This is a genomic window from Pseudoduganella sp. UC29_71, from assembly GCF_042693265.1.
Taxonomy (GTDB): Bacteria; Pseudomonadota; Gammaproteobacteria; order Burkholderiales; family Burkholderiaceae_D; genus Rugamonas.
Genome location: NZ_CP170549.1, coordinates 3382497 through 3405773, shown reverse-complemented (window position 1 = coordinate 3405773; position 23277 = coordinate 3382497). Strand labels below are relative to the sequence as shown.

Genomic DNA, 23277 nt, shown 5'->3' with positions numbered 1-23277 from the left:
ATGAATATGATCGCCAAAGGTGTGGCGCCACTGGTCGCAGCGCTGCTGCTGACCGCATGCGCCGCGCCGCAATTCAAACAGCCCGACATCGCCGTGCCGACGGCCTTCAAGGAAGGGCAAGCGCCCGTGCAGACCGCCGCCGACGGCACCCGCTGGAAGCAGGCGCAGCCCGCCGAGCAGCAGCCGCGCGGCGAATGGTGGCTGGCCTTCCACGATCCGGCCCTGAACCAGCTGATCGCGGAAGCGACCAAGGCCAACGCCAACCTGGCCGTGGCGGCCGCCCGCGTGAAGCAGGCGCGCGCCATCGCCGGCATCGCCGAAGCGGACCGCATCCCGCAAATCGGCGTGGGCGTGGGCGCCCAGCGCGCCCGTGCCTCGGCCCAGTCGCTCGGCCTGCCGCAAGGCACGCCGGTGGCGCCGCAGACCACCTACACCGCCAGCCTGACGGCCAGCTATGAAGTGGACCTGTTCGGCCGCGTCTCCTCCGGCGTGGACGCCGCCCGCAGCGACGCCGCTTCGGTGGAGGCGACCTACCGGTCGGTGCTGCTGTCGGTGCAGGCCGACGTGGCGCAGACTTACTTCCGCCTGCGCGCCACGGACGCCGAACTGGCCACGCTGGAACAGACGGTGCGCCTGCGCGAAGAAAACGTGAAGGTCAACCAGCGCCGCTTCGACCTGGGCGACATCGGCGAATTCGACCTGTCGCGCGCCAAGACCGAACTGGCCACCTCGCGCGCCGAGGCCATCGGCCTGCAGCGCACCCGCGTCACCACCGAGCACGCGCTGGCTGTGCTGCTGGGCAAACCGGCGGCCGATTTCACGGCCGGCGTGAGCCCGCTGCTGGATTCGTCGCTGCTGCCCGCCATCCCGGCTGGCCTGCCGTCGGCGCTGCTGGAGCGCCGTCCGGACATCACGTCCGCGCAGCGCGCCATGGAAGCGTCCAACGCCCGTATCGGCGTGGCCCGCGCGGCCATGTTCCCGGCGCTGAACATCAGCGCCAACGGCGGCGGCGCCGCAGGCACCTTCTCGGAAGTGTTCAAGTGGAGCAGCCGTTCGTGGGTGCTGGGCGCGCTGATGTCCATGCCGCTGATCGACGGCGGACGCAACAAGAACAACGTGGTGCGCAGCGAAGCGGCGCTGGAAGAATCGGTTGCCAGCTACCGCCAGAGCGTGCTGACCGCGTTCGCCGAGGTGGAAGACAATCTGGCCGGCCTGCGCATCCTGTCCGGCCAGACCCAGCAGATCGACGACGCGCTGGTGTCGGCGCGCCGTTCGGCCGACCTGGCGCAGAAGCTGTATGACGCCGGCCGTTCCAGCTACCTGGACCTGCTGGACGCGCAGCGCAACCTGGCCAGCGTGGAACGCGCAGCCGTGCAGCTGCGCGGCAGCCGCGCCGTCACCACGGTGGCGCTGATCCGCGCGCTGGGCGGCGGCTGGGATGCCGCAGCGCCGCTGGCAGTTGCATCGAAGTAAGATTTTCTATACCGGTAGTTCTCGTTTTGCCCTTGACGGCGCCAGTGATGGCGCCGTTTTTTTTAACATTGATTTACTCGCCATCGGCGGCCGGCACCGGTAGACTCGCGGTAGGATAGACACCCACTTTCAGCGAGGGATAGCCATGCGCCAGCTTGCTCTGCCGTTCGTCTTGTCAGTTGTCCTGCTTGCCGCTTGCGGCGACAAACCCAAGGAAGCGCCGCCCCAGGGCGGGGCGCCGGTGTCGGCCGCCGTGGTGGTGGAGAAGGAGATCATTGAGACCCAGGAATTCTCCGGCCGCCTGGAAGCCATCGAGCGCGTGGAAGTGCGTCCGCGCGTGGGCGGCTACATCACTTCCGTCAATTTCACGCCGGGCAGCATCGTGCGCAAGGGCGACGTGCTGTTCGTGATCGACCCGCGCCCCTACCAGGCGGCGCTGAACGGGGCCGAGGCGGCCGCAGCCGCCAACCGCGCCAAGGCCGAACTGGCCAGGCTGGAGCTGACCCGCGCCGAGCGCCTGTATGCCGACCGCGCCATCGCCCGGCGCGAACTGGACGAGCGCGCGGCCGGGCTGAAAGAGCTGGACGCGGACCTGCGCGGCGCTCACGCGGCGCTGGAAACGGCGCGCCTGAACATGGGCTATACGCGCGTGCTGGCGCCGATTGCGGGCCGCGTAAGCAAGGCCGAAATCACGGTCGGCAACCTGGTTGACACCACGGCGGTGCTGACCTCCGTGGTCTCGGTGGACAAAATCTACGCCAGCTTCGACGGCGACGAGGAAACCTATCTGCGCGTGGGACCGATGGCGCACAAGGGCACGCCGGTGGCGGTGCGCGTGGGCCTGGCCAACGAACAGGGCTTCCCGCACGAAGGCAAGCTGGAATTCGTCGACAACCGCCTCGATCCGCAGTCCGGCAGCGTGCGCATGCGCGCCACCTTCGCCAATGCGGACAATGCGCTGGTGCCCGGCCTGTTCGCCCGCGTGCAGGTCAGCGGCGGCAAGGACGGCAAGGCGACGCAGGCGCTGCTGATCAACGAGCGCGCCGTGGGCACGGACCAGAACCGCAAGTTCGTGTTCGTGGTGGACAAGGAGAGCAAGGCCGAGTACCGGCCGGTGGCGCTGGGGCCGTCCATCGACGGCCTGCGCGTGGTGCGGTCCGGGCTTTCCAAAGGCGAGAAGGTGGTTGTCGCCGGGCTGCAGCGCGTGCGGCCCGGCGCGCCGCTCACGCCGCAGATCGTCGGCATGGACTACGACCCGGCCGCGCCGCCCAAGCCGGCCAAGGAAACCAAGGTGGCGCAAGCGGGGGGCAAGCCATGAACTTCTCCCGCTTCTTCGTCGACAAGCCCATCTTCGCCGCCGTCCTGTCCATCATCATTTTCGTGGCAGGCGTGATCTCCATCATCGAATTGCCCATCTCCGAGTATCCCGACGTGGTGCCGCCGTCGGTGGTGGTGCGCGCCCAGTACCCGGGCGCGAATCCCAAGATCATTGCCGAAACCGTGGCCGCGCCGCTGGAGGAGCAGATCAACGGCGTCGAGAACATGCTGTACATGGACTCGAAAAACACCTCGGACGGCTCGCTGGCGCTGACGGTGACGTTCAAGATCGGCACCAACGTGGAGCAGGCCGAAACCCAGGTGCAGAACCGCGTGCAGCGCGCCTTGCCGCGCCTGCCGGAAGAGGTGCGCCAGATCGGCGTGACCACCGTGAAGTCCTCGCCCAACCTGACCATGGTGGCGCACCTGGTGTCGCCCAACGGCCGCTATGACGACGTCTACCTGCGCAACTACGCGGTGCTCAACGTGAAGGACCAGCTGGCGCGCATCCCCGGCATGGGCGAGGTGCAGCTGTTCGGCGCCGGCGACTACGCCATGCGCGTCTGGCTGGACCCGCAGAAGGTGGCCGCACGCAACCTCACCGCCGCCGACGTGGTGCAAGCCATCCGCGAGCAGAACGTGCAGGTGGCGGCCGGCGTGATCGGCGCGGCGCCGTCGCGCGGGTCCGAGTTCCAGCTGACTGTAAACACCCAGGGCCGCCTGAAATCGCTGGAGGACTTCGGCGCCATCGTGGTCAAGACCAGCGGCGACGGCGCCACCACCTTGCTGCGCGACGTGGCGCGGGTGGAGCTGGGCTCGAATTCCTATTCGCTGCGCTCCCTGCTGAACAACAAGTCTGCCGCCGCCATCGGCATCTTCGAGGCGCCCGGCGCCAACGCGCTGCAGCTGTCCACCGACGTGCGCAAGACGCTGGCCGAACTGAAAAAGGATTTCCCCGAGGGCGTGGACTTCGACGTGGTCTACGACCCGACGCAGTTCGTGCGCGAATCGATCAAGGCCGTGATCCACACGCTGCTGGAAGCGGTGGCGCTGGTGGTGCTGGTGGTGATCGTGTTCCTGCAGACCTGGCGCGCGTCCATCATTCCGCTGCTGGCGGTGCCGGTGTCCATCGTCGGCACCTTCGCGGTGATGCTGATGTTTGGCTTCTCCATCAACACGCTGTCGCTGTTCGGCCTGGTGCTGGCCATCGGCATCGTGGTGGACGACGCCATCGTGGTGGTGGAAAACGTGGAGCGCAACATTGCCAATGGCCTCACGCCGCACGACGCCACCATCCAGGCCATGCGCGAGGTGAGCGGGCCGATTATCGCCATCGCGCTGGTGCTGTGCGCCGTGTTCGTGCCGATCGCCTTCGTGTCCGGCCTGTCCGGCCAGTTCTACCGCCAGTTCGCGCTCACCATCGCGATATCCACCGTGATCTCGGCTTTCAGCTCCCTCACGCTGGCGCCGGCGCTGGCCGCGTCCCTGCTGCAGCCGCACGATGCGCCCAAGGACCCGCTGACGCGCCTGATGGACAAGGTGTTCGGCCGCTTCTTCCACTGGTTTAACAAGGTGTTCGGCCGCGCCTCGGCGCGTTACGAGGATGGCGTGGGCGGCGTGCTGAAACGGAAGGCCGGCGCGGTGGGTGTCTACCTGCTGCTGGTGGTGTGCGCCGGACTGATGTTCCGCGCCGTGCCGGAAGGCTTCGTGCCGGGGCAGGACAAGCAATACCTGGTCGGCTTCGCGCAGCTGCCGGACGCCGCCTCGCTGGACCGCACCGACGCCGTGATCCGCCGCATGTCCGACCTGGCCACCGGCGTGCCCGGCGTGCAGGACTCGATTGCCTTCCCCGGCCTGTCCATCAACGGCTTCACCAACGCGCCGAATGCGGGCATCGTCTTCATCGGCCTGAAACCCTTTCACGAACGGCACGGCGCCGCCGAGTCCGGGCTGGGCATCGCCGCCGAAGTGAACAAGCGCATGGGCGCGATACAGGACGCCTTTATCATGGTGTTCCCGCCGCCGCCCGTGAATGGCCTGGGCACCATAGGCGGCTTCAAGATGATGATAGAAGACCGGGGCAACCTGGGCTACGACGAGTTGTACAAGGCGGTGCAGGCCCTGCAGATGAAGGCCTGGCAGGAGCCGAAGCTGGCCGGCGTGTTCTCCAGCTACCAGATCAACGTGCCGCAGCTGTTCGCCGACATCGACCGCACCCGTGCCAAGCAGCTCGGCGTGGCGCTGCCCACCATCTACCAGACCTTGCAGATCAACCTCGGTTCGCTGTACGTGAACGACTTCAACCAGTTCGGCCGCACCTACCAGGTGCGGGTGCAGGCGGACGCGCAATTCCGCTCGCGCGTGGAGCAGATCGCCCAGCTCAAGGTGCGCAGCGAGCGGGGCGAGATGATCCCGCTGTCCTCGCTGATGCGTGTGAGCGACACCTACGGGCCGGACATGGTGCAGCGCTATAACGCCTACGTGGCGGCGGACCTGAACGGCGCCCCGGCGCCGGGCGTGTCGTCCGGGCAGGCGCAGGAAGCGCTGGAAAAGCTGGCGCGCGAGGTGCTGCCCAAGGGCATCAGCTACGAATGGACCGAGCTGACCTACCAGGACATCCTGTCCGGGAACACCATGATCTATGTGTTCCCGCTGTGCGTGCTGCTGGTGTTCCTGGTGCTGGCCGCGCAGTACGAGAGCTGGACGCTGCCGCTGGCGGTGATCCTGATCGTGCCCATGTCCATCCTGTGCGCGCTGGCCGGCGTGAAAATCACCGGCGGCGACAACAACGTGTTCACCCAGATCGCGCTGTTCGTGCTGGTGGGGCTGGCATCCAAGAACGCCATCCTGATCGTGGAATTCGCGCGCGAGCTGGAAGACCACGGCCGCACCATCCTGCAAGCTGCGTTGGAGGCCTGCCGCTTGCGGCTGCGGCCTATCCTGATGACGTCCATCGCCTTCATCATGGGCGTGCTGCCGCTGGTGTTCTCCAGCGGCGCGGGCTCCGAGATGCGGCACGCGATGGGTGTTGCGGTGTTCGCCGGCATGCTGGGCGTGACCTTCTTCGGCCTGTTCCTCACGCCGGTGTTCTACGTCATCCTGCGCACCTTTGCGCGCAAGTTCGAGCGCCAGCCGCATGCCGGAACGGCGGTGCCGGCCACGCCGCCTGCCACGCCGCACGGCGGGGCTGAGTGAGCGTCACTGCAGCGGCGCGGGCTTCAGTCCGTGCCGGTGCGCGATGGCGGCAACCGTGCCGTCGCGCTGCAGCTGGCGCAGCGTGGCGTGGAACAGTTCGGCCTGCTCCTCGGTCATTTTCTTGCGCGACAGGCCGATGTAATACTCCACCTTCTGCACTTCGCCCACCTGTTTCAGGCCGGCGTCGCCTTCCTGCTTCATCAGGTGCAGCGCCAGGTCCTGGTTGATGAACACCGCGCCCTTGGCGCCGTAGCGGCCCAGGCGCAGCTTGCGCAGCGCGGTCGGGTTATCCATTTCCACTTCCATGCGCGCGCCGGGAATGTGCTGCACCAGCTCGGCGGCCGCGTAGGAAGTGCCGGACGGGCCGTAGGCGCCGATGGTGTAGCCCGCCAGGTCGCCCGGCGCAGTGTAGCGCACCGGATTGTGCTGTTGCGCGTACAGCACGTAGGCCGACTGGATCACCGGCGCGCCCAGGTGGAAAATCTCCTCGCGCTCTGGCGTCTTGAGCAGCAGCAGGATGCCGTCCACTTTGCCGCCCTGGGCCAGTGCGTAGGCGCGCCGCCACGGATAGACGTCGAGCTTGCATTGCGTCTGCATGGCAGAGCAGACCGCGCGCAAGATGTCGGGGAACACGCCGACCGGCTGGCCGCCTTTCACGTCGTTAAAGGGCGGAAAAACCTGCATCACGAAGGTCAGGGGCGGCGGCGCGGCGCGCCCGACGGCCGGCACAAGGGAGGATAACAAGGCGGCCAGCAGGGGCAGCATCCGGGGCCGCAAGCTTGTCCTGGTCATGGCTCATCCTTTTGAGGGGGGATGACTTCAGACTATAGGCGCATTTCCCACGGCAATCAACCTGTAGCGGCAAGGCGGCCGCCGTTCGTTTATCATGCCGGCTGGCTGATTTGACAATGAGGATAGCTTGATCACGAGTGCGTTGCTGGCGGCGGTGCCAGGGATAGAACATGGATTTGGTACGGCGGCCGGGCTGGTGCCGCAGGCGCTGCAAGCGGCGTGGGCGCTGCGGCCGGACAAACGGCAGGTGCACGGCACGCGTTCGGTGCACATCACCGAAACGCAGCAGGCGGCAGGCGAGGCCGATGCGTTCTATACCTCGGCCAGCGGCATTCCCGTCAGCGTGATTACCGCCGACTGCGTGCCGCTGCTGATGGCGCGGCGCGACGGCGGCATGGTGGCGGCGCTGCACGCCGGCTGGCGCGGGCTGTACGCCGGCATCATCGGCCGCTTCTGGCACGAGCTGCGCGAGCGCGGCGAGCGGCCTGCGGACTGGGTGGCGGCCGTCGGCCCCACCATTTGCGCGCCGTGCTACGAAGTGAGCGAGGAGCTGGCCCAGGACTTCGTGCGCCATTACGCGGCGCTGCCCCCCGGCACCGTCGTGCCGACGCACCGCCACCTGGACCTGCGCGCCATTGCGCAGTACGAACTTGAACGCGCAGGACTGGGCGGGATCGAGCATGTGGGCGGCTGCACCTGCTGCGCGCGCAACGCGGACGGCGAACTGACTTTCCGCAGCTACCGGCGCGGCGACCGTAATTCTCAGCAGCACGCGGGCTTGTTGATACACGTTGATGCCTTGAAATAGCCACGCTTTGTTAACTGGCTAACCGTGGCGCCGGGCTGCCGGGCGTAAAGTCAGCGGTATGAGCGACACACTGAAAACCTACAAGGCCAAGCGCAACTTCGACGTGACGCCCGAACCGGCCGAAGGCGGCGAGGAGGGCGGGGAGAACCTGTCGTTCGTCATCCAGAAGCACTGGGCTTCGCGCCTGCATTACGATTTCCGGCTGGAGCTGGACGGCGCCATGAAGAGCTGGGCCGTCCCCAAAGGCCCCAGCTACGACACGCACGACAAGCGCATGGCCGTGCACGTGGAAGACCATCCCATTTCCTACAATACGTTCGAGGGCACCATACCGGAAAAGCAGTATGGCGCGGGCAAGGTTATTATCTGGGACAAGGGCACATGGCATCCGTTGGATGACCCGCGCAAGGGTTACCGGGCCGGCAGCCTGAAGTTCGAGCTGCGCGGCCACAAGATGCATGGCCGCTGGGCGCTGGTGCGCATGAAGGGGCGCGGCGAGAAGCAGGAACCGTGGCTGCTGATCAAGGAAAAAGACGAATACGCGCGGCCCGCCGCCGAATTCAGCGTGGTGGACGAAATGCCGGATAGCGTGAAAAAACTGGGCATGCCGAAGGCGAAGCGCGGCCGCGCCGCGGGTGCGGGCGCCGGCGCGGCGGCTGCGTCCGCCGCTGCTTCCCCGGCCGCTGCGGCCGCCGAGGTTCCAGCCGAAAAAGCCGAGCTGCCCGCCACGCTGGCGCCCGAGCTGGCCACGCTGGTGGACAAGCCGCCATCCAACCCGGAAGACTGGCTGTTCGAGATCAAGTTCGACGGCTACCGCCTCCTGGTGCGGGTGGACGGCAAGGACATCAAGCTGTTCACGCGCAACGGCAACGACTGGACCCACAAGCTCAAACCCTTGCACGCCGCGCTGGCGAAAATGAAGCTGCCGCGCGGCTGGTATGACGGCGAGATCGTGGTCCATGACGAGAACGGCCGGCCGGACTTCGGCCTCTTGCAGCAATCGTTCGACAACGAAAAAACCAACGATATCGTCTACTTCCTTTTCGACGCGCCTCTCCTCGACGGCTACGACTTGCGCAGCGTGCCGCTGGTGCAGCGGCGCGAGCTGCTCAGCGCCGTTATGGCCAGGCACGACGCGGGGATGGTCCGCCTGAGCGCACAGCTGGAGGCGCTGCCGCAGGAGATGGTGGAGGCGGCCTGCAAGATGGGCCTGGAGGGCATAATCGGCAAGCGGCGCGATTCGGGCTACACCTCGCGGCGCTCGGGGGACTGGATCAAGCTCAAATGCGGGCAGCGGCAGGAATTTGTCATCGGCGGCTACACGGACCCGCAAGGCTCGCGCACCGGCATCGGTTCGCTGCTGCTGGGCACGCACGGCAAGGATGGCAAGCTGCACTACGCCGGCAATGTGGGCAGCGGCTTCAACGAAGCCAGCCTGAGCGCGCTGAAGGCGAAGCTGGACAAGCTGGCCGCCGACGAGAGCCCGTTCGCGCCAACCAAGGCCATTGCCAAGAAGGCGCACTGGGTCAAGCCCACGCTGGTGGCGGAGGTCAGCTTCGGTGAATGGACGCGCAGCGGATCGGTCAGGCACGCCGTATTCCAGGGTCTGCGCAACGACAAGCCGCCCCGGCTGATCACGCGCGAGCAGCCGGCGCATGTGGAGGACCTGGCCTACGCGGAACCGGAGCAGCCGGCCGGCAAGCGCGCCAAGGCCGGCGCCAAGCCCGGCGCAAAGGTTGGTGCAAAGGCTGGTGCAAAGGCTGCTGCAAAGGCAAGCACCGGAGGCGCGCCGCAGCCAGCCACCGCCGATGCCGCCGATGCCGCCGATGCCGCCGATGCCGCCCCGGCGGCGCTGCACGGCACGCTGCCGGACAGCCTGAAGGTCACCAACCCCGACCGCGTGATCGATGCCGAAAGCGGCACCACCAAAATTGCGCTGGTGCGCTATTACGCGCTGGTGGGCGAGTTGATGATGGCGCATCTCAAGGCGCGCCCAGTGTCGCTGGTGCGCGCGCCTGCCGGCGTGGGCGGGGAACTGTTCTTCCAGAAGCATGCCGACGTGACCAAAATGCCCGGCCTGATGCACCTGGACCAGGAGCTGGACCCCGACCATCCCCCCATGCTGGCGGTGAAGAACGTGGAAGGCTTGCTGTCCGCCGCGCAGTGGAACGTGGTGGAGATCCACACGCAGAACGCGGTGGCCCGCACGTACGAAAAGCCCAACCGCATGATCTTCGACCTCGACCCCGGCAAGGGCGTGACCTGGCCGGCCATCCAGGAAGCGGCGGAACTGATGCGCGCCTTCCTCGACCAGCTTGGCCTGCCCGCCTTCCTGAAGACCAGCGGCGGCAAAGGCCTGCACGTGGTGGTCCCCATCAAGCCCGCCTATGACTGGGATACCGTGAAGGCGTTCTCCAAAGCCATCGTCGAGCACATGGCGGCCACGCTGCCCGACAGGTTCGCGCTCAAGAGCGGGCCGAAAAACCGGCTCGGCAAGATCTTTATCGATTACCTGCGCAACGGGCGCGGCGCGACCACCGTGTGCGCCTGGTCGGCGCGCACCCGGCCCGGGCTCGGCATTTCGGTACCGGTGCGCTGGGACGAACTGTCCCACCTGAAGGGCGGCGACCACTGGACCGTGGCCACGGTCCATACCCGGCTTGACGAGGGCAACGCGCCGTGGGATGGTTACGACGGCGCCGCCAAAAGCATAGGCGCCGCCATGAAGGCGCTGGGTTTCACGGCGGACTAGGTATCCTCAGGAGGCAACGATGTTACGCGACTATTCCCAATTTCCGGACGATGAAAACGGTGGCGTGCTGTGGGGCATGGACCAGGACGGGGACGATCTTGAAATTCCACGGGAAATGGATTTCTCCGTCATCTTCCCATCCGAAGACGGCGCGCTGAAATTCGCCACCCAGCTGCTGCGCGGCGGGCAAAAGGTGTCGTTCGCACCGTACGAAGGCAACGCTGAACTGCCGTGGCAAGTACAGGCGCATCCCTTCATGGTGCCCACCTACGAGAACATCACGGGCTACGAAGAAGAACTGGCCAGGGCGGCCACGCTGTTCGGCGGTCGCAATGATGGCTGGGGCTGCGTGTCGCAATGCGCCATGCCTGAGTAAGCCCGGGCGCCGGCCGGCGGGCCGCCGGCCGAGGCGTCTGTCAGGCGGCTTTGCGGCGGGTGCTTGTGCTGCTGGCTGCGCGCGGCTTGGCCGGCGCCTTGGCAGCTGCCTTTTTCGCGGCCGGCTTGGCGGCGGATTTGGCGGCCGGCTTGGCGGCGGCGCGCGCTGTTGAAGCGTTGCGTGCCTTGCTCGCGCCCGATTTGGCTGCCGCCGGCTTGCGCACGCGCGGCGCTGCTTCCTCCTCGCCGCTGTCCTCGTCGCCGGCCTCCTGAGCGGTGTCCTCGTCCTCGTCGTCGGCCACCTTCTTGCCCTTGCCGCCCAGACTCTGCTTGAGCAGCGCCACCAGGTCCACCACGTTGCTGCTGGCTGCTTCCTTCTTCTCCGGCGCAGCCACGGTGATCGACTTGGTCTGCTTGGCCTTCACCTTTTTCTCCACCAGGGCCAGCACGTCGTTCTTGTAGGTGTCGTGGTACTGCTCGGGATTCCACTCCTCCGTCATGCCTTCCACCAGCGACAGGGCCATCTTCAGTTCCTTGTCCGAAATGCCGGCCGACTTGACGGACTTGGGCGGCAGCTTCAGCTCCGACGTGCTGCGGATCTCCTCGGCAAAGCGCAAGGTGTTGAGGATGATGCTGTCGTCCACGCACACCAGCGCGCACAGGTGCTGGCGCACGCGGATCACCACGGTGGCGATGGCGATGCGGCCGGCCTGGCGCAGGGTCTCGCGCAGCAGCGCGTAGACCTTGTCGCCGCCGCGTCCCGGCGCCAGGTAGTAGGGCGTTTCGTAATAGGTCAGCGGCACGTCGGCCGCGTCCACAAAGGCCAGGATGTCGATGGTCTGCGTGGCCTTCACGTTGGCCTGGCGCAGATCCTCGTCCGACAGCACCACGTACTCGCCGTCCTTGTACTCGTAGCCCTTGATGATGTTGTCCCAGCTGACTTCCTTGCCCGTGCTCTTGTTGTAGCGCTTGAAGCCGATGGGCGAGAAATCGCGCTTGTCCAGCATGGTCAAGTCCAGGTCGTGCGACTGCACGGCCGTGTGCATTTCAACCGGGATGTGCACCAGGCCGAAGCTGATGGCGCCTTTCCACAATGAGCGTGCCATGGCGCCGCCTCCCTCTATTCGCCCACGCTGCCGGTCACCGGCAGCACGATACCCGTGATGTAGCTGGAGCAGCACGGCGCGGCCAGGAACACGTAGGCCGGCGACAGTTCTTCAGGCTGCGCGGGGCGCTTCATGTCGGTGGAGGCGCCGAACTGCGCGATCTTCTCGGGCGACTGGTCGGCGGGATTGAGCGGCGTCCACACTGGTCCCGGCGCCACCGCGTTCACGCGGATGCCCTTGTCGAGCAGGTTGGACGCCAGCGACATCGTGAACGCATGGATCGCGCCCTTGGTGGTGGAATAGTCCAGCAGGTGCTTGGAACCCTGCAGGCCGGTCACCGAGCCGGTGTTGATGATGGACGAGCCGCGCTGCAAATGCGGCTCCACCGCCTTGGCCATGTGGAAGTAGCCATAGATATTGGTCTTCATGGTGAGGTCGAAGCGCTCTTCGGACAGCTCGCTCAGCGAACCGGCGTGCTCCTGGAAGGCCGCGTTGTTGACCAGGATGTCGATGTGGCCGAACTCGGCGACAGTCTGGTCCACGGCGCGCCGGCAAAATGCCGGGTCGCGCACGTCGCCGGGCAGCAGCAGGCAGCTCTGGCCTTCGGCTTCCACGTAGCGTTTGGTCTCGGCCGCATCCTCGTGCTCGTCGAGGTAGACAATGGCCACGTCCGCGCCCTCGCGCGCGTACAGCACCGCCACGGAACGGCCGATGCCGGAGTCGCCGCCGGTGATGAGGGCGGTCATGCCGCTCAGCTTGCCGCTGCCGCAATAGTCCGGCGCCAGGAAGCGCGGCTTCAATTCCATGTCCGCTTCGCTGCCGGGTTTTTCCAGATGCTGCTTGGGCAGGGGCGGGCTGGGCTGGTCGTGGCGGCTGGTCTGCACCGCATCCTTGCTTTCCTTTTGCTGTCCCTGCGACTGGTCGCGCCTGTCCTGTTCTTGCTGTACAGCACGTTGCATGCTGGCGGCGGATTCCGCCGACTTGTTTCCTGGGTCTGCCATGACGTTCTCCTTCATCTGCAAGCGACCAGTATTCAGACGGAGTGCGCCATTGACGGTGCGGTTTCACACATAAACCGGTATTTTCAACCCGGTGTCGTTGCTAATTATGAACTCTATGGCAAACTGTAAAGAGTTCATATAAGAAGACTTGGGGATATCTCATGGCCGCAGACATCGACAGCCACGCCCGGCGGGTAGGGCTATTTCTCAACCTCGCAAGCGAACGGCGGGGCGAGTTCCAGGCTTGCTGCGGCGAGCTGTTCAACCGCTTGTTGCTCACGGAAACCTTCGACGGCGCCACCGCCATGCTGGCGCGCGACCCGGTGGACCTGCTGGTGCTGGACCTGGACGGCTTCGATGACAGCGGCGACCTGCCCGCCGCCGGCGCCTTGATCCGCGCGCGGCAGGGCGCGCCGGTGCTGGTGCTGTGTCCCTACGGAAATACTTCCTGGCTGCCGGAGCTGATGGCGGCCGGGCCGCTGACCTACCGCATCAGCCCCCTGCTGAGCGAAGACTTGCAGCAATCGGTCAGCCAGGCCCTCACGGCGCCGCTGGATGCGGCGGCCACCGCGCAGCAGGCCTTGCTGGACAAGGAAAGGGAACTGCGCGACCTGCTGGCCATCCAGCGCGGCGTGCAGCGCGCGCTGACCGGGCTGGAAGAGCTGGACATGATGGCCGCGCGCGTCTGCACCGCGCTGTGCAGCTTCCCCGGCGTGCGCCACGCGGCGCTGTTCCATATGCGCGAGCGCGGCAACCTGGTGCTGGCGGCGCAGGAATCGCGCAACCACCTGGACCTGGCGCGGCTGCTGCAGCGCACCGAACGGCTGCTGCAAACGCCGCTGTCGGACAGCTTCCCGCCGCTGATGGCGGTGGGCAGCGGCGACATGGTGCTGCTGGACGCGCCGGAAAAGGCGGGCGATCCCGAACTGGCGATGAGCTTGCATGACAAGGGCGTGCGCATGGTGCTGGCGCTGCCGCTGCGCAGCGAGGCCGGCGGCCCCGTGCAGGGCGCCATCAGCCTCATGTTCGACCGCCACGTATGCTTCTCGCGTGAACAGTTCTCCGGCCTGGGCAGCCTGGCGCAATTCATCAGCTTCGGCCTGGCGATGAGCGAGCTCAAGCATCAAAACGACGCGCTGGCCGGCAAGCTGACCCAGATCACCACGGTGGACGCGCTGACCGGCGCCTACAACCGGCGCCACGGCGAGGCCGAGCTGGACAACGAAATGCGGCGCGCGCGGCGCTACGGCATGCCGCTGGGCGCGATCGTCTTCGACATCGACAACTTCCGTTCCATCAACGACATTTATGGCTATCCCTGCGGCGACCAGGCCTTGCGCACGGTGGCGCAGACCGTGCTGGGCCGGCTGCGGACATCGGACATGCTGGTGCGCATGCGGGGCGAAGAATTCCTCATCATCGCCACCCACACGGCCGCCATCGACGCGCTCAAGCTGGCCGAAAAGCTGCGCGCCACCATTGCCGGCACCGAGCTGCCCGGCTGCGAGACGGTGACCATCAGCCTGGGCGTGGCGCAAGCCGGCCCGGAAGAAGGCGCCGCCACGCTGCTCGAGCGCCTGGACGCCGCCCTCTACCGCGCCAAGCGCGCCGGCCGCAACTGCGTCGAACTCGCCATGGCCTCCTGACCCCGCCCACCCAGCCAGTCTGAGCCGCATTCGGGGTCAGGCCCCGAATGCGGCTCAGGCCGCTTGAAGGCTTGTAGCTTACAGGCTACAGGGCTTCGAGGATGGTGGCGACGCCTTGGCCGCCGCCGACGCATTGCGTGGCCAGCGCGTAGCGGCCTTGCTTGCGCGCCAGCAGGGCGGCGGCTTTGCCGGTGATGCGCGCGCCGGTGGCGCCCAGCGGGTGGCCGATGGCCATGCCGCCGCCGTCGATGTTGACGATCGCCGGATCGATGCCGAGCTCGCGCACGCTGGCCAGCGCCTGCGAGGCGAACGCTTCGTTGATTTCCGCCACGTCCAGCTGGTCCGCCGTGATGCCGGCCTGCGCCAGCGCCTTGCGCGTGGCGGGGATGGGGCCGATGCCCATCACGGCTGGGTCCACGCCGGCCGACGCCATGCCGATGATGCGTGCGCTCGGCGTCAGGCCGTGCTTGCGTGCGAACGCTGCGCTGGTCACCAGCACCGCCGAGGCGCCGTCGGTCAGCGGCGAGGAAGTGCCGGCCGTCACCACGCCGTCGTCGCGGAACACGGGCTTGAGTCCTGCCAGCGCTTCCAGCGAGGTGCCCGGGCGGATGCAGCCGTCTTCGCTCACCAGCTCGCCGGCCGCAGTGCGCACCGGCACGATTTCACCGGCCAGCAGGCCGGCCTCGCGCGCAGCGGCCGCCTTGCGGTGCGACTCGTAAGCCATCTTTTCCTGGTCGGCCCGCGCCACCTCGTAGCGGCTGGCCACGTTCTCGGCGGTGTGGCCCATGCTGATGTAGGTGTCGCTGTGCTCGTACAGCTGCGGGTTGGGCGAGAAGTTGAAGCCGCCCTGCGGCACCATGGTCATCGATTCCACGCCCACGCACAGGTAGGCTTCGCCCAGCCCGGCTTCGATCTGGGCGGCGGCGATGTGGATGGCGGACATGGACGAGCCGCAGAAGCGGTTAACCGTCATGCCCGGCACCTCGAACGGGAACCCGGCCAGCAGCGACACGATGCGCGCCAGGTTGTTGCCCTGCGACGATTCCGGATAGGCGCAGCCGAGGATCACGTCGTCCAGCAGCGCCGGGTCGAGTCCGGTGCGCTGCATCAGGCCTTGCACCACTTGCGCGGCGAGGTCGTCGGGACGGGTGTCGGCCAGCTTGCCCTTCTTGGCAAAGTGGAAGGGGGAGCGCGCGTAGGCGCTGATGACGGCTTTCATGGTTTCTCCTTTCAGGCAACGGGGACTTTGGCCGGCAGCAGCAGCTCCGGCCGGCCGCCGGCGATGCGGGCAGCCGAGCCGGCGGCGCTTTCGTGGGGCACACCCAGTGGCACGGCGCTCACAGCCGACAGGCGCTCGTACTGCGCGTCGCTCAGCTTCAGCGTCAAAGCGCCCAGCGTGCCGTCCAGGTGGGCGCGCGAGCGCGGGCCGAGGATGGGCACCAGGCTGGTAGTGGAGCGGCGGCTGCGTTCGAGCAGCCAGGCAATGGCGACGTGGGTCGGCGGCGCGTCCACCTCGGCGGCCACGGCCAGCACGGCGTCCACGGTGGCGCGGGTGCGCTGGTCTTTTTCGTCGCGGAACAGGAAGCCGCCGAACGCTTGCAGGCGGCCGCCTTCGTTGTTGCGGTATTTGCCGGTCAGTACGCCGCCGCCCAGGGGCGACCACAGCGCGCCGCCCAGGCCCAGCGCGTCCGCCATCGGCAGCAGTTCGCGCTCGCCGCTGCGCTCGGCCAGGCTGTATTCCATCTGCACGCCGATGATGGGCGACCAGCCGCGCAGCTCGGCCATCAGGTCGGCGCGGGCCACGCGCCAGGCCGGGAAGTTGGACAGGCCGGCGTACAGGATTTTGCCGGAGCGCACCAAGTCATCGAAGGCGCGCAGGATTTCTTCCATCGGCGTCTGCTCGTCGGAGAAGTGGGTCCACAGCAGGTCGATGCGGTCGGTTTTCAGGCGCTTCAGGCTGGCTTCGACGGACTGGATCATGGCTTTGCGGCTGTTGCCGGTGCGCGAGATGCCGTCCTGGTCGCCCACGCCCAGCGTGTACTTGGTGGCGAGCACGAAGTGGTCGCGGTCGGCGGCGATGAAGTCGCCGGCCATTTCCTCGCTCTGGCCGCCTTGGTAGCCGTTGGCCGTGTCGATGAAGTTGCCGCCGGCGGCCACGTAGCCGTCGAACATGTTTTTGGCTTCGTCCCGCTCGGCGCCGTGGCCCCAGCCGGTGCCGAAATTCCCGGTGCCCAGGGCCACTTCGGAAACGCGCAGGCCGGTGCGGCGGCCGAAAGTCTTGTATTGCATGGAGCTGCTCCTTGAGGTTTAAATGACGATCGTCATCAATGCTTCATATATTACGGCCATAATGTATAATGTCAAGCAGAACTTAGCGAAGGAGAGCGGCATGAAAGTGAGCAGGGAGCAGGCGGCATTGAACCGCGAACGGATCGTGGAGACGGCGGCCAGGCTGTTCCGCGAAAAGGGTTTTGACGGGATCGGCGTGGCGGACCTGATGAAGGGCGCGGGCCTGACCCACGGCGGCTTCTACGGCCATTTCGCATCCAAGGAAGTACTGCTGGCGGAAGCCACCGCCAAGGCGCTGGAGAAGTCGGTGATGAAATGGCGCAAGCTGGCCGACCAGGCGCCGGAACGGCCGGTGGCGGCTATTGCGGAGTCCTATTTGTCGGTGGCGCACCGCGATTGTCCGGGCAAGGGCTGCGCGGTCAGCACCCTGGGCACGGACGCGGCGCGCGCCGGCCCCGAAGTGCGCAAGGCCATGGCGGACGGCGTGGAGGCGCAGCTGGCGCTGCTGGCCGAACTGGAGCCGGGCGAGGATGCCGCCGCGCGCCGCCGCCAGGCGATCGCCGACTACGCAAGCATGGTGGGCGGCCTGGTGCTGTCGCGCGTGATGGCCGATCCGGCGCAGTCCGAGGAGGTGCTCGCGGCCGTGGTGGCGGCGCTGGAGCAGAAGCGCTAAGCCGCAGTTCGGTCCTCGGTAACGACCTGCGGCGACCGTCAGGGCATGCGCGGCGGATTCAGCGGTGCAGATGCGGCCGGCGCCGTCAGAGCCGCCGGTGCGAGCGGGGGATATGGCGGGTTGTAGCGGGAGGCGAACCAAACCGCTCCGGTCAGCAGCGTAATGGCTCCGATAATGCGCCACGTCATGCCGTGCAGCGCTTTCTCCAGGTATTCCTTAGTGACCATGGTGGCCATGGCGGTCTCCACGATGGCGAGCCGGGCCTCAATATTGCTGACGCGTTCCGTCAAGGCTTGCACGCTTTGCGTCAGCGCTGAAATCTGCTGCCCTTGTGCTGTGACGATTTGAGTCAGTACCGCGACATCGATTCGCAGTTTGCCGACAGTTTCCGCCAATGCCGCCAGATCGCGAGCGAGCCCGTCCACCTTGCGCTCCAGTGAGCCCAGGCGCATGGAGGTCTCTTCCCCAATTCTTTCCAGATTGGCGACGCGTTCATTCATACGGCCATCATCATCCCGCAAATTTTTCGTGTCAATCGAGTTCATTGGACCTCCTGAGAGCGCGGTAGTTCCCACTGTGGCGCTGTTTTAATCGGGGATGATGAGATGGCTCAATGGTTGGCCATATCTGTTTTCCTTATATCCATATGCGTTGCCCGTATGGTAGGCTTCGCTTATTTCAAGGCTGACGGACAGAGCAATGCTGCATTGGTTGAGGCAATACCGGCGTGCCATGCTGCCGGGCGACATTAGCGCCGGCATCGTGGTGGCGATGATGATGATCCCGCAAGGCATGGCGTACGCGCTGGTGGCCGGGCTGCCGCCGGTGGCGGGGATTTACGCCAGCATTCTGCCGCCGCTGGTCTACGCATTGTTTGGCAGCAGCATGACGCAGTCGGTCGGCCCGATGGCCATCATTTCGCTGATGACGGCGGTGGTGATCGCGCCGCTGGCGCCGGCCGGATCGGCGCTGTACGGCGTGCTGGCGGCGCAGCTGGCGCTGGTGGCCGGCGTGGTGCTGCTGGTGTGCGGCGCGCTGCGCATGGGTTTCCTGGCCAACTTCTTTTCCCGCCCCGTGATGAGCGGCTTTACGGTCGGCTCGGCCATCGTCATCGCCGGCGGCCAGGTCAAGCCGCTGCTGGGCGCGTCCTTTCCCGAGTTCCACCTGCCCAGCGCCGTGCTGGGCGGCGTGTCGCTGGCGCTGCTGGTGCTGGGCAAGCGCTACCTGGCGGCCTTGCTGCGCCGCTGCGGCCTGTCCGCCGCGCAGGCCGACCTGGGCGGCCGGCTGGCGCCCATGCTGGTGGTGCTGGCGGCCACCGCCGCCGTGCCGCTGCTCGGCTTGCAGGCCATGGGCATCCACACCACGGGCGCCGTACCCTCCGGCCTGCCGGCCCTGAACCTGGCCACGTCCAGCAGCCACTGGCGCGCGCTGATCCAGCCCGGCCTGCTGATCGGCTTCATGGTTTTCCTGATGAGCATGTCGGCCGCGCAGACGCTGGCGCTCAAGCGCAACGAGAAGCTGGTGAGCAACCAGGAGCTGTTCGGCCTGGGCGCGGCCAATGTGGCCAGCATGGTGTCCGGCGGCTTCCCGGTGACGGGCAGCATTTCCCGCTCGGCGGTCAATTTCTCGGCCGGCGCCAATACGCCGCTGGCCAGCGTCATCACCGCCTGCCTGCTGGCGGCCGCGCTGGTCGCGCCGACCGGCTGGCTGGCGCTACTGCCGCTCCCCACCTTGGCCGCGACCATCATCGTGGCCGTGCTGGGCATGCTGGAATTCGATACGCTGCGCCTGGCCTGGCGCTACGACCGGGGCGACGCCGCTGCCTGGGCCGCCACGGCCGCCGGCGTGCTGGCGCTGGGCGTGGAGGCGGGCGTGGTGCTGGGCGTGCTCTTGTCGATGGGCACGCTGATCTGGCGCGCCAGCCGGCCGCACATCGCCGTGCTGGGCCGCATCGCGGGCAGTGAGCATTTCCGCAATATCGAGCGCTATCCGGCTGAAACGCAGTCCGACATGCTGGTGCTGCGCATCGACGCCAATCTGTTCTTCGGCAACGTGGAAGCGGTGAGCGAGCGCATTGAAGAAGAATTGCGCACGCACCCGGCAGCGCGCCACCTGCTGCTGGTGATGACCGCCGTCAGCTCGATCGACACCACGGCGCTGTTCGCGCTGTCCGACTGGAACGCCAGCATGCGCCGGCGCGGCGTGACCCTGCACCTGGCCGAAGTGAAGGGGCCGGTCATGGACCGCCTGCGCGAAAGCGATCTGCTGCAGCAGCTGAGCGGTCCCATCTTCCTCAGCACGGCAATGGCCTGCAATACCTTGCAGGCGGGCCGCGAGGGCGGGGTGGCGGAATACATCTAGGAGAAATCATGCAGGACAACAAACCCTATCGCCCGGGCGAGTCGCCCGGCAGCGTGGAGCGCCGCGCTGCCAAGCTGCTGTGCGCCGCCTTCAACCGCGAGGACGATGTCGCCAAGCGCGCAGCAATCCTCGAACAGCTGCTGCGCAAGCCGAACAACGCGCACTTCGAGGCGCCGTTCTTTTGCGACTACGGCTACAACATCACCGTGGGCGACCATTGCTTCGCCAACCACAACCTGGTGATCCTGGACTGCGCGCCGGTCACGCTGGGCAGCCATGTGCTGATCGGCCCGAACACCGTGATCTCGGCGGCCAGCCACCCGGTCGACCCGGTGGCGCGCGCGGCAGGCGTGTTCGAGGCGCTACCCATCACCATCGGCAACCACGTCTGGATAGGCGCCAATGTCACCATCCTGCACGGCGTGACCATCGGCGACAACTGCACCATCGGCGCCGGCAGCGTGGTGAGCAAGTCGATTCCCGCCAACAGCCTGGCGGTTGGCAACCCCTGCCGCGTGGTGCGCGAGATCCCTTAGGGAAAAACTATCGCTGCGGTAAAAACAATTGTCTTTGTGGTTTAAATGAGAATTGTTATTATTTGCTGACCCGATCAGCAAATTATGAGGTTCTCCGATGGTCACCGCAGCGAAAAAAGTCAGCCAGGTAGCCGCCCACACGGGCATCGCATTCAGCTTGATGTATGTGATGACGGGCTCCGTCGTCTTCGGCGGGCTGGCTGCGGTGCTGGAACCGGTGGTGAATGTCTTGCTGCTGCCATTCCACGAGCGCGCCTGGCACCGGCTGCGCGCCCGCGCCGTGGAAGCCCGTGCCCGCTACGCGGCGCTGGCCGGCGAAAAAATCAGCCAGACCCTGATGCACGCAGCCGTGGCGTTCCTGATGCTGTGGTGGGCCACGGGTTCGATGGCGGTGGGCGGTCTGGCCGCTGTGCTGGAACCCATCCTGAACGTGATCGCCTTGCCGTACCACGACCGCCTGTGGGACAAGCTGGAGCTGCGCCTGGCCGCGCAAGGCGCTGTGGCGGCCGCTGCTGCCGCCTGAGGCGGGCGGCAAGAGCCGGCGGGCGCGGCGGTTTGGTACACTGCGTCCTTTTCTTCGCCGTAGGTTGCCCCATGCCGTACCCACAAGAGCTGCGCGCGCACGCGCTGCAATGCCTGCTCGAAATCGATCCCGCCGCCAAGGCGCTGGCCGTTGCCGCCATGGCGCAAGCCTGGGCCGATGGCGCCCTGGCGCTGGACCCGGCCGCCGGTTTGCAGCCGTCAGGCGCCATCCCCGGCCGCCCGGCGCGGCCGGAACTGGTGCCGCCGCGCCTGGTCGGGCGCCGCTCGATGGCCACGCTGGAGGGCAGGGCGATGCTGGTGCATGCGCTGTCGCACATCGAATTCAACGCGGTCAACCTGGCGCTGGATGCGCTGTGGCGCTTCCCCGGCATGCCGCCCGGGTACTACACGGACTGGCTGCGCGTGGCCAGGGAAGAGGCTTACCACTTTTCCATGCTGTCCGCGCACCTGCAGACGCTGGGCTACGCCTACGGCGATTTCACTGCCCACGACAGCCTGTGGGAGATGGTGGAGCGCACCCGCGAAGACGTTACGGCGCGCATGGCGCTGGTGCCGCGCACGCTGGAAGCGCGCGGGCTGGACGCGATTCCGCCGCTGCGCGCCAAGATCGCGCAGGCCGGCGATATGGAAGCGGCGGCCATCCTGGACATCATCCTGCGCGACGAGATCGGCCATGTGGAAATCGGCAACCGCTGGTATCGCCATTTGTGCGAACTGCGCGGCCTGGAGCCGCGCGCCACCTATGACGAACTGGCGGCGCGCTATCGCGCCCCGGTGCTGAAAGGCCCGTTCAATTTCGAGGCGCGCCGCCAGGCCGGTTTCACCGAGGCCGAATTGGGCACGCTCGGCATGCCGGCCACGCCGGGCCTGGCGGACGCCTAGCCGCAAAAGCGGCGGTCAACATCCTTGGCCAGGTCGGCCAGGGATACGCTGCCCAGCCGGTCCAGCAGTATCTGTTCCGCTTGGCGCATGGCGTCCGCCAGCGCGGCGTTCACCGCCTGTTCCACCAGGCAGCTGGGATGGTCCTGTTCCACGCCCATGGCGAAAACGGAAGGATTGCCGAGCGCGCGGTGCACGTCCAGCAAGGTGATGTCCTTCAGCGGGCGCGCCAGCGCCCAGCCGCCGCCATGGCCTTTGCCCGACGTGACGTAGCCTTCATTGCGCAGCCCCGCCATGGTACGGCGTACAACCACCGGGTTGGTGCCCAGCATCTGGGCGATGTCTTCCGACGTGGCGGGTTCGCCACGGCGCTCCATGTGGATCAGTACGTGGAGCATGCGGGATAGGCGGCTGTCTTGTCTCATGCGCCCATCTTAGCCGTTCCGAACTCGTGTAACAAGAAAAGTTACGTCATCTGGCTTTGCTGCTATCATGTAACTTTTAATGATACGTAAACGGAGGGCAGCATGGAGCAGTACGACGTCATCGTGGTGGGCGGAAGTTTTGCAGGCTTGTCGGCGGCGATGCAGCTGGTGCGGGCGCGGCGCAGGGTGCTGCTGATCGATGCCGGGCTGCCGCGCAACCGCTGGTCGCCGGCAGTGCATGGCTTCCTGGCGCTGGACGGCATGGCGCCGGCCGACATCAATGCGCAGGCGCTGCGGCAGTTGCGGGCCTATCCGGCCTTTGCGTACGCGGTCGGGACGGCGCAATCGGCCGCCAGGGACGGCGATGGCTTCCTGGTGCAATGGGCAGCCGGCGCGGGCAAGGGCGGGGACGCGGCACTGGCGACCGGTCCCGGGCAGCAGGCGAAGGCGCGCGCGGCCAGGCTGGTGCTGGCCACCGGCGTGAAGGACACGCTGCCGCCCATCCCCGGCCTGGCCGAACGCTGGGGCAGGACGGTGCTGCATTGCCCCTACTGCCATGGCTACGAGGTCAGCGGCGGCGCGCTGGGCGTGCTGGCCGCGTTTCCGCAGTCGGCCCACCAGGGCATGCTGCTGCCGGACTGGGGCGACACCACGTATTTCACGCAAGGCCAGTACGAGCCCAGCCCTGAGGAAACCGTGCAACTGCAGGCGCGCGGCGCGCGCATCGAGCGGGTGCCGGTGGTGGAGCTGCTGGGCCGCGCGCCCGAGCTGGACGCGGTGCGGCTGGCGGACGGCCGCGTGCTGCCGCTGCGCGCCGTGTTCACCGCTCCGGCCACCAGCATGGCCGCGCCGCTGGCCGAACAGCTGGGCTGCGCCTTCGAGGCGGGCGCGACCGGGCCGCACATCCAGGTCGACGCGGGCCACCAGACCAGCGTGTCCGGCGTGTTCGCGGCGGGCGACGCGGCCACGGCGCGCCACAACGGCACGCTGGCCGCCGCCGCCGGCGTGCTGGCCGGCGTGTCGGCGCATTATTCGCTGATGATGGGCTCTTTGTAGCGCGGCGGCCACACTTGCTTGCAATATACTGGCGTGGCCGATATCGTCTG

At 67.1% G+C, this 23277-nt stretch carries 20 protein-coding genes; 13 read left to right on the top strand and 7 right to left on the bottom strand.

What is annotated here, in order from left to right; translation table 11 throughout:
* The 3 genes from ACFJI2_RS14895 (at position 1) to ACFJI2_RS14885 (ending at position 5985) form a co-directional block, all read left to right on the top strand.
* The gene (locus ACFJI2_RS14895; protein WP_377705727.1) at positions 1–1473 is read left to right on the top strand and encodes an efflux transporter outer membrane subunit; all 1473 of its coding nucleotides are present in this window, start codon (positions 1–3) and stop codon (positions 1471–1473) included.
* Between the two features lie 145 nt (positions 1474–1618).
* Positions 1619–2791, top strand: a complete 1173-nt coding sequence (locus ACFJI2_RS14890; RefSeq protein WP_377705726.1) for an efflux RND transporter periplasmic adaptor subunit — start codon at positions 1619–1621, stop codon at positions 2789–2791.
* Complete coding sequence (locus tag ACFJI2_RS14885; RefSeq protein WP_377705725.1) at positions 2788–5985, top strand: efflux RND transporter permease subunit; 3198 nt, start codon at positions 2788–2790, stop codon at positions 5983–5985. The genes ACFJI2_RS14890 and ACFJI2_RS14885 overlap by 4 nt, the downstream gene beginning before the upstream one ends.
* 3 nt (positions 5986–5988) lie before the next feature.
* On the opposite strand, the gene ACFJI2_RS14880 is transcribed toward ACFJI2_RS14885, so the two are convergent.
* Positions 5989–6777, bottom strand: coding sequence for a substrate-binding periplasmic protein (locus ACFJI2_RS14880; RefSeq protein WP_377705724.1), 789 nt, complete (start codon positions 6775–6777; stop codon positions 5989–5991).
* A 127-nt stretch (positions 6778–6904) separates the two neighbouring features.
* Here ACFJI2_RS14880 and ACFJI2_RS14875 point away from each other — a divergent pair, with 127 nt between their 5' ends.
* From ACFJI2_RS14875 to ACFJI2_RS14865, 3 genes are read left to right on the top strand one after another with little or no spacing between them, the layout of a single operon-like run.
* Positions 6905–7585: a polyphenol oxidase family protein gene (locus tag ACFJI2_RS14875; protein WP_377705723.1), complete on the top strand. Its 681-nt coding sequence runs from the start codon at positions 6905–6907 to the stop codon at positions 7583–7585.
* Between the two features lie 58 nt (positions 7586–7643).
* Positions 7644–10337 (top strand): DNA ligase D, encoded by a 2694-nt coding sequence (gene ligD / locus ACFJI2_RS14870; RefSeq protein ID WP_377705722.1) that lies wholly within the window; start codon positions 7644–7646, stop codon positions 10335–10337.
* 19 nt (positions 10338–10356) lie between these two features.
* Complete coding sequence (locus ACFJI2_RS14865; protein ID WP_377705721.1) at positions 10357–10713, top strand: ribonuclease E inhibitor RraB; 357 nt, start codon at positions 10357–10359, stop codon at positions 10711–10713.
* A gap of 40 nt (positions 10714–10753) precedes the next feature.
* On the opposite strand, the gene ACFJI2_RS14860 is transcribed toward ACFJI2_RS14865, so the two are convergent.
* Both ACFJI2_RS14860 and ACFJI2_RS14855 read right to left on the bottom strand, forming a co-directional pair.
* On the bottom strand, positions 10754–11818 hold the full coding sequence (locus ACFJI2_RS14860) for a Ku protein (RefSeq protein WP_377705720.1): 1065 nt from the start codon (positions 11816–11818) through the stop codon (positions 10754–10756).
* 14 nt (positions 11819–11832) lie between these two features.
* Positions 11833–12819 (bottom strand): SDR family oxidoreductase, encoded by a 987-nt coding sequence (locus ACFJI2_RS14855; RefSeq protein ID WP_377705719.1) that lies wholly within the window; start codon positions 12817–12819, stop codon positions 11833–11835.
* A 161-nt stretch (positions 12820–12980) separates the two neighbouring features.
* On the opposite strand from ACFJI2_RS14855, the gene ACFJI2_RS14850 reads away from it, so the two are divergent.
* Positions 12981–14465, top strand: a complete 1485-nt coding sequence (locus ACFJI2_RS14850; RefSeq protein ID WP_377705718.1) for a diguanylate cyclase — start codon at positions 12981–12983, stop codon at positions 14463–14465.
* An 85-nt stretch (positions 14466–14550) separates the two neighbouring features.
* On the opposite strand, the gene ACFJI2_RS14845 is transcribed toward ACFJI2_RS14850, so the two are convergent.
* Together ACFJI2_RS14845 and ACFJI2_RS14840 are read right to left on the bottom strand one after the other, a co-directional pair.
* The gene (locus tag ACFJI2_RS14845) at positions 14551–15684 is read right to left on the bottom strand and encodes a thiolase family protein (RefSeq protein WP_377705716.1); all 1134 of its coding nucleotides are present in this window, start codon (positions 15682–15684) and stop codon (positions 14551–14553) included.
* 11 nt (positions 15685–15695) lie between these two features.
* Positions 15696–16754, bottom strand: a complete 1059-nt coding sequence (locus ACFJI2_RS14840; RefSeq protein WP_377705715.1) for an aldo/keto reductase — start codon at positions 16752–16754, stop codon at positions 15696–15698.
* A 100-nt stretch (positions 16755–16854) separates the two neighbouring features.
* Between ACFJI2_RS14840 and ACFJI2_RS14835 the strand changes: the two genes are divergently transcribed.
* Positions 16855–17427 carry a TetR/AcrR family transcriptional regulator gene (locus tag ACFJI2_RS14835; protein ID WP_377705714.1) on the top strand — a complete coding sequence of 191 codons (573 nt, stop codon included), beginning with the start codon at positions 16855–16857 and terminating at the stop codon, positions 17425–17427.
* A gap of 38 nt (positions 17428–17465) precedes the next feature.
* Here the strand turns inward: ACFJI2_RS14835 and ACFJI2_RS14830 are convergent, their stop codons facing one another.
* Positions 17466–17972: a hypothetical protein gene (locus ACFJI2_RS14830; RefSeq protein ID WP_377705713.1), complete on the bottom strand. Its 507-nt coding sequence runs from the start codon at positions 17970–17972 to the stop codon at positions 17466–17468.
* A gap of 154 nt (positions 17973–18126) precedes the next feature.
* Between ACFJI2_RS14830 and ACFJI2_RS14825 the strand changes: the two genes are divergently transcribed.
* The 4 genes from ACFJI2_RS14825 to ACFJI2_RS14810 all read left to right on the top strand — a co-directional run bounded on the left by ACFJI2_RS14825 (position 18127) and on the right by ACFJI2_RS14810 (position 21749).
* Complete coding sequence (locus tag ACFJI2_RS14825; protein WP_377705712.1) at positions 18127–19788, top strand: SulP family inorganic anion transporter; 1662 nt, start codon at positions 18127–18129, stop codon at positions 19786–19788.
* A gap of 8 nt (positions 19789–19796) precedes the next feature.
* Positions 19797–20324, top strand: a complete 528-nt coding sequence (locus ACFJI2_RS14820; RefSeq protein ID WP_377705711.1) for a sugar O-acetyltransferase — start codon at positions 19797–19799, stop codon at positions 20322–20324.
* A gap of 97 nt (positions 20325–20421) precedes the next feature.
* A complete protein-coding gene (locus ACFJI2_RS14815; RefSeq protein WP_377705710.1) occupies positions 20422–20847 on the top strand; it encodes a DUF2061 domain-containing protein in 426 nt (141 codons plus the stop codon).
* A gap of 71 nt (positions 20848–20918) precedes the next feature.
* Positions 20919–21749: a ferritin-like domain-containing protein gene (locus ACFJI2_RS14810; protein WP_377705709.1), complete on the top strand. Its 831-nt coding sequence runs from the start codon at positions 20919–20921 to the stop codon at positions 21747–21749.
* Here ACFJI2_RS14810 and ACFJI2_RS14805 read toward each other — a convergent pair.
* Positions 21746–22171 carry an Rrf2 family transcriptional regulator gene (locus tag ACFJI2_RS14805; protein ID WP_377705708.1) on the bottom strand — a complete coding sequence of 142 codons (426 nt, stop codon included), beginning with the start codon at positions 22169–22171 and terminating at the stop codon, positions 21746–21748. The genes ACFJI2_RS14810 and ACFJI2_RS14805 overlap by 4 nt on opposite strands.
* Positions 22172–22273: 102 nt before the next feature.
* On the opposite strand from ACFJI2_RS14805, the gene ACFJI2_RS14800 reads away from it, so the two are divergent.
* Positions 22274–23227 carry an NAD(P)/FAD-dependent oxidoreductase gene (locus ACFJI2_RS14800; protein WP_377705707.1) on the top strand — a complete coding sequence of 318 codons (954 nt, stop codon included), beginning with the start codon at positions 22274–22276 and terminating at the stop codon, positions 23225–23227.
* The last annotated feature ends 50 nt before the right edge of the window (positions 23228–23277 follow it).

What these genes read in the sequence shown, in the direction of transcription:
- ligD (WP_377705722.1), top strand. Translation starts at nt 7,644, where the DNA reads ATGAGCGACACACTGAAAACCTACAAGGCCAAGCGCAACTTCGACGTG.
- ACFJI2_RS14850 (WP_377705718.1), top strand. Translation starts at nt 12,981, where the DNA reads ATGGCCGCAGACATCGACAGCCACGCCCGGCGGGTAGGGCTATTTCTC.
- ACFJI2_RS14895 (WP_377705727.1), top strand. Translation starts at nt 1, where the DNA reads ATGAATATGATCGCCAAAGGTGTGGCGCCACTGGTCGCAGCGCTGCTG.
- ACFJI2_RS14835 (WP_377705714.1), top strand. Translation starts at nt 16,855, where the DNA reads ATGAAAGTGAGCAGGGAGCAGGCGGCATTGAACCGCGAACGGATCGTG.
- ACFJI2_RS14825 (WP_377705712.1), top strand. Translation starts at nt 18,127, where the DNA reads ATGCTGCATTGGTTGAGGCAATACCGGCGTGCCATGCTGCCGGGCGAC.
- ACFJI2_RS14885 (WP_377705725.1), top strand. Translation starts at nt 2,788, where the DNA reads ATGAACTTCTCCCGCTTCTTCGTCGACAAGCCCATCTTCGCCGCCGTC.
- ACFJI2_RS14845 (WP_377705716.1), bottom strand. Translation starts at nt 15,684, where the DNA reads ATGAAAGCCGTCATCAGCGCCTACGCGCGCTCCCCCTTCCACTTTGCC.
- ACFJI2_RS14805 (WP_377705708.1), bottom strand. Translation starts at nt 22,171, where the DNA reads ATGAGACAAGACAGCCGCCTATCCCGCATGCTCCACGTACTGATCCAC.
- ACFJI2_RS14800 (WP_377705707.1), top strand. Translation starts at nt 22,274, where the DNA reads ATGGAGCAGTACGACGTCATCGTGGTGGGCGGAAGTTTTGCAGGCTTG.
- ACFJI2_RS14865 (WP_377705721.1), top strand. Translation starts at nt 10,357, where the DNA reads ATGTTACGCGACTATTCCCAATTTCCGGACGATGAAAACGGTGGCGTG.
- ACFJI2_RS14880 (WP_377705724.1), bottom strand. Translation starts at nt 6,777, where the DNA reads ATGACCAGGACAAGCTTGCGGCCCCGGATGCTGCCCCTGCTGGCCGCC.
- ACFJI2_RS14855 (WP_377705719.1), bottom strand. Translation starts at nt 12,819, where the DNA reads ATGGCAGACCCAGGAAACAAGTCGGCGGAATCCGCCGCCAGCATGCAA.
- ACFJI2_RS14815 (WP_377705710.1), top strand. Translation starts at nt 20,422, where the DNA reads ATGGTCACCGCAGCGAAAAAAGTCAGCCAGGTAGCCGCCCACACGGGC.
- ACFJI2_RS14890 (WP_377705726.1), top strand. Translation starts at nt 1,619, where the DNA reads ATGCGCCAGCTTGCTCTGCCGTTCGTCTTGTCAGTTGTCCTGCTTGCC.
- ACFJI2_RS14830 (WP_377705713.1), bottom strand. Translation starts at nt 17,972, where the DNA reads ATGAACTCGATTGACACGAAAAATTTGCGGGATGATGATGGCCGTATG.
- ACFJI2_RS14810 (WP_377705709.1), top strand. Translation starts at nt 20,919, where the DNA reads ATGCCGTACCCACAAGAGCTGCGCGCGCACGCGCTGCAATGCCTGCTC.
- ACFJI2_RS14820 (WP_377705711.1), top strand. Translation starts at nt 19,797, where the DNA reads ATGCAGGACAACAAACCCTATCGCCCGGGCGAGTCGCCCGGCAGCGTG.
- ACFJI2_RS14840 (WP_377705715.1), bottom strand. Translation starts at nt 16,754, where the DNA reads ATGCAATACAAGACTTTCGGCCGCCGCACCGGCCTGCGCGTTTCCGAA.
- ACFJI2_RS14860 (WP_377705720.1), bottom strand. Translation starts at nt 11,818, where the DNA reads ATGGCACGCTCATTGTGGAAAGGCGCCATCAGCTTCGGCCTGGTGCAC.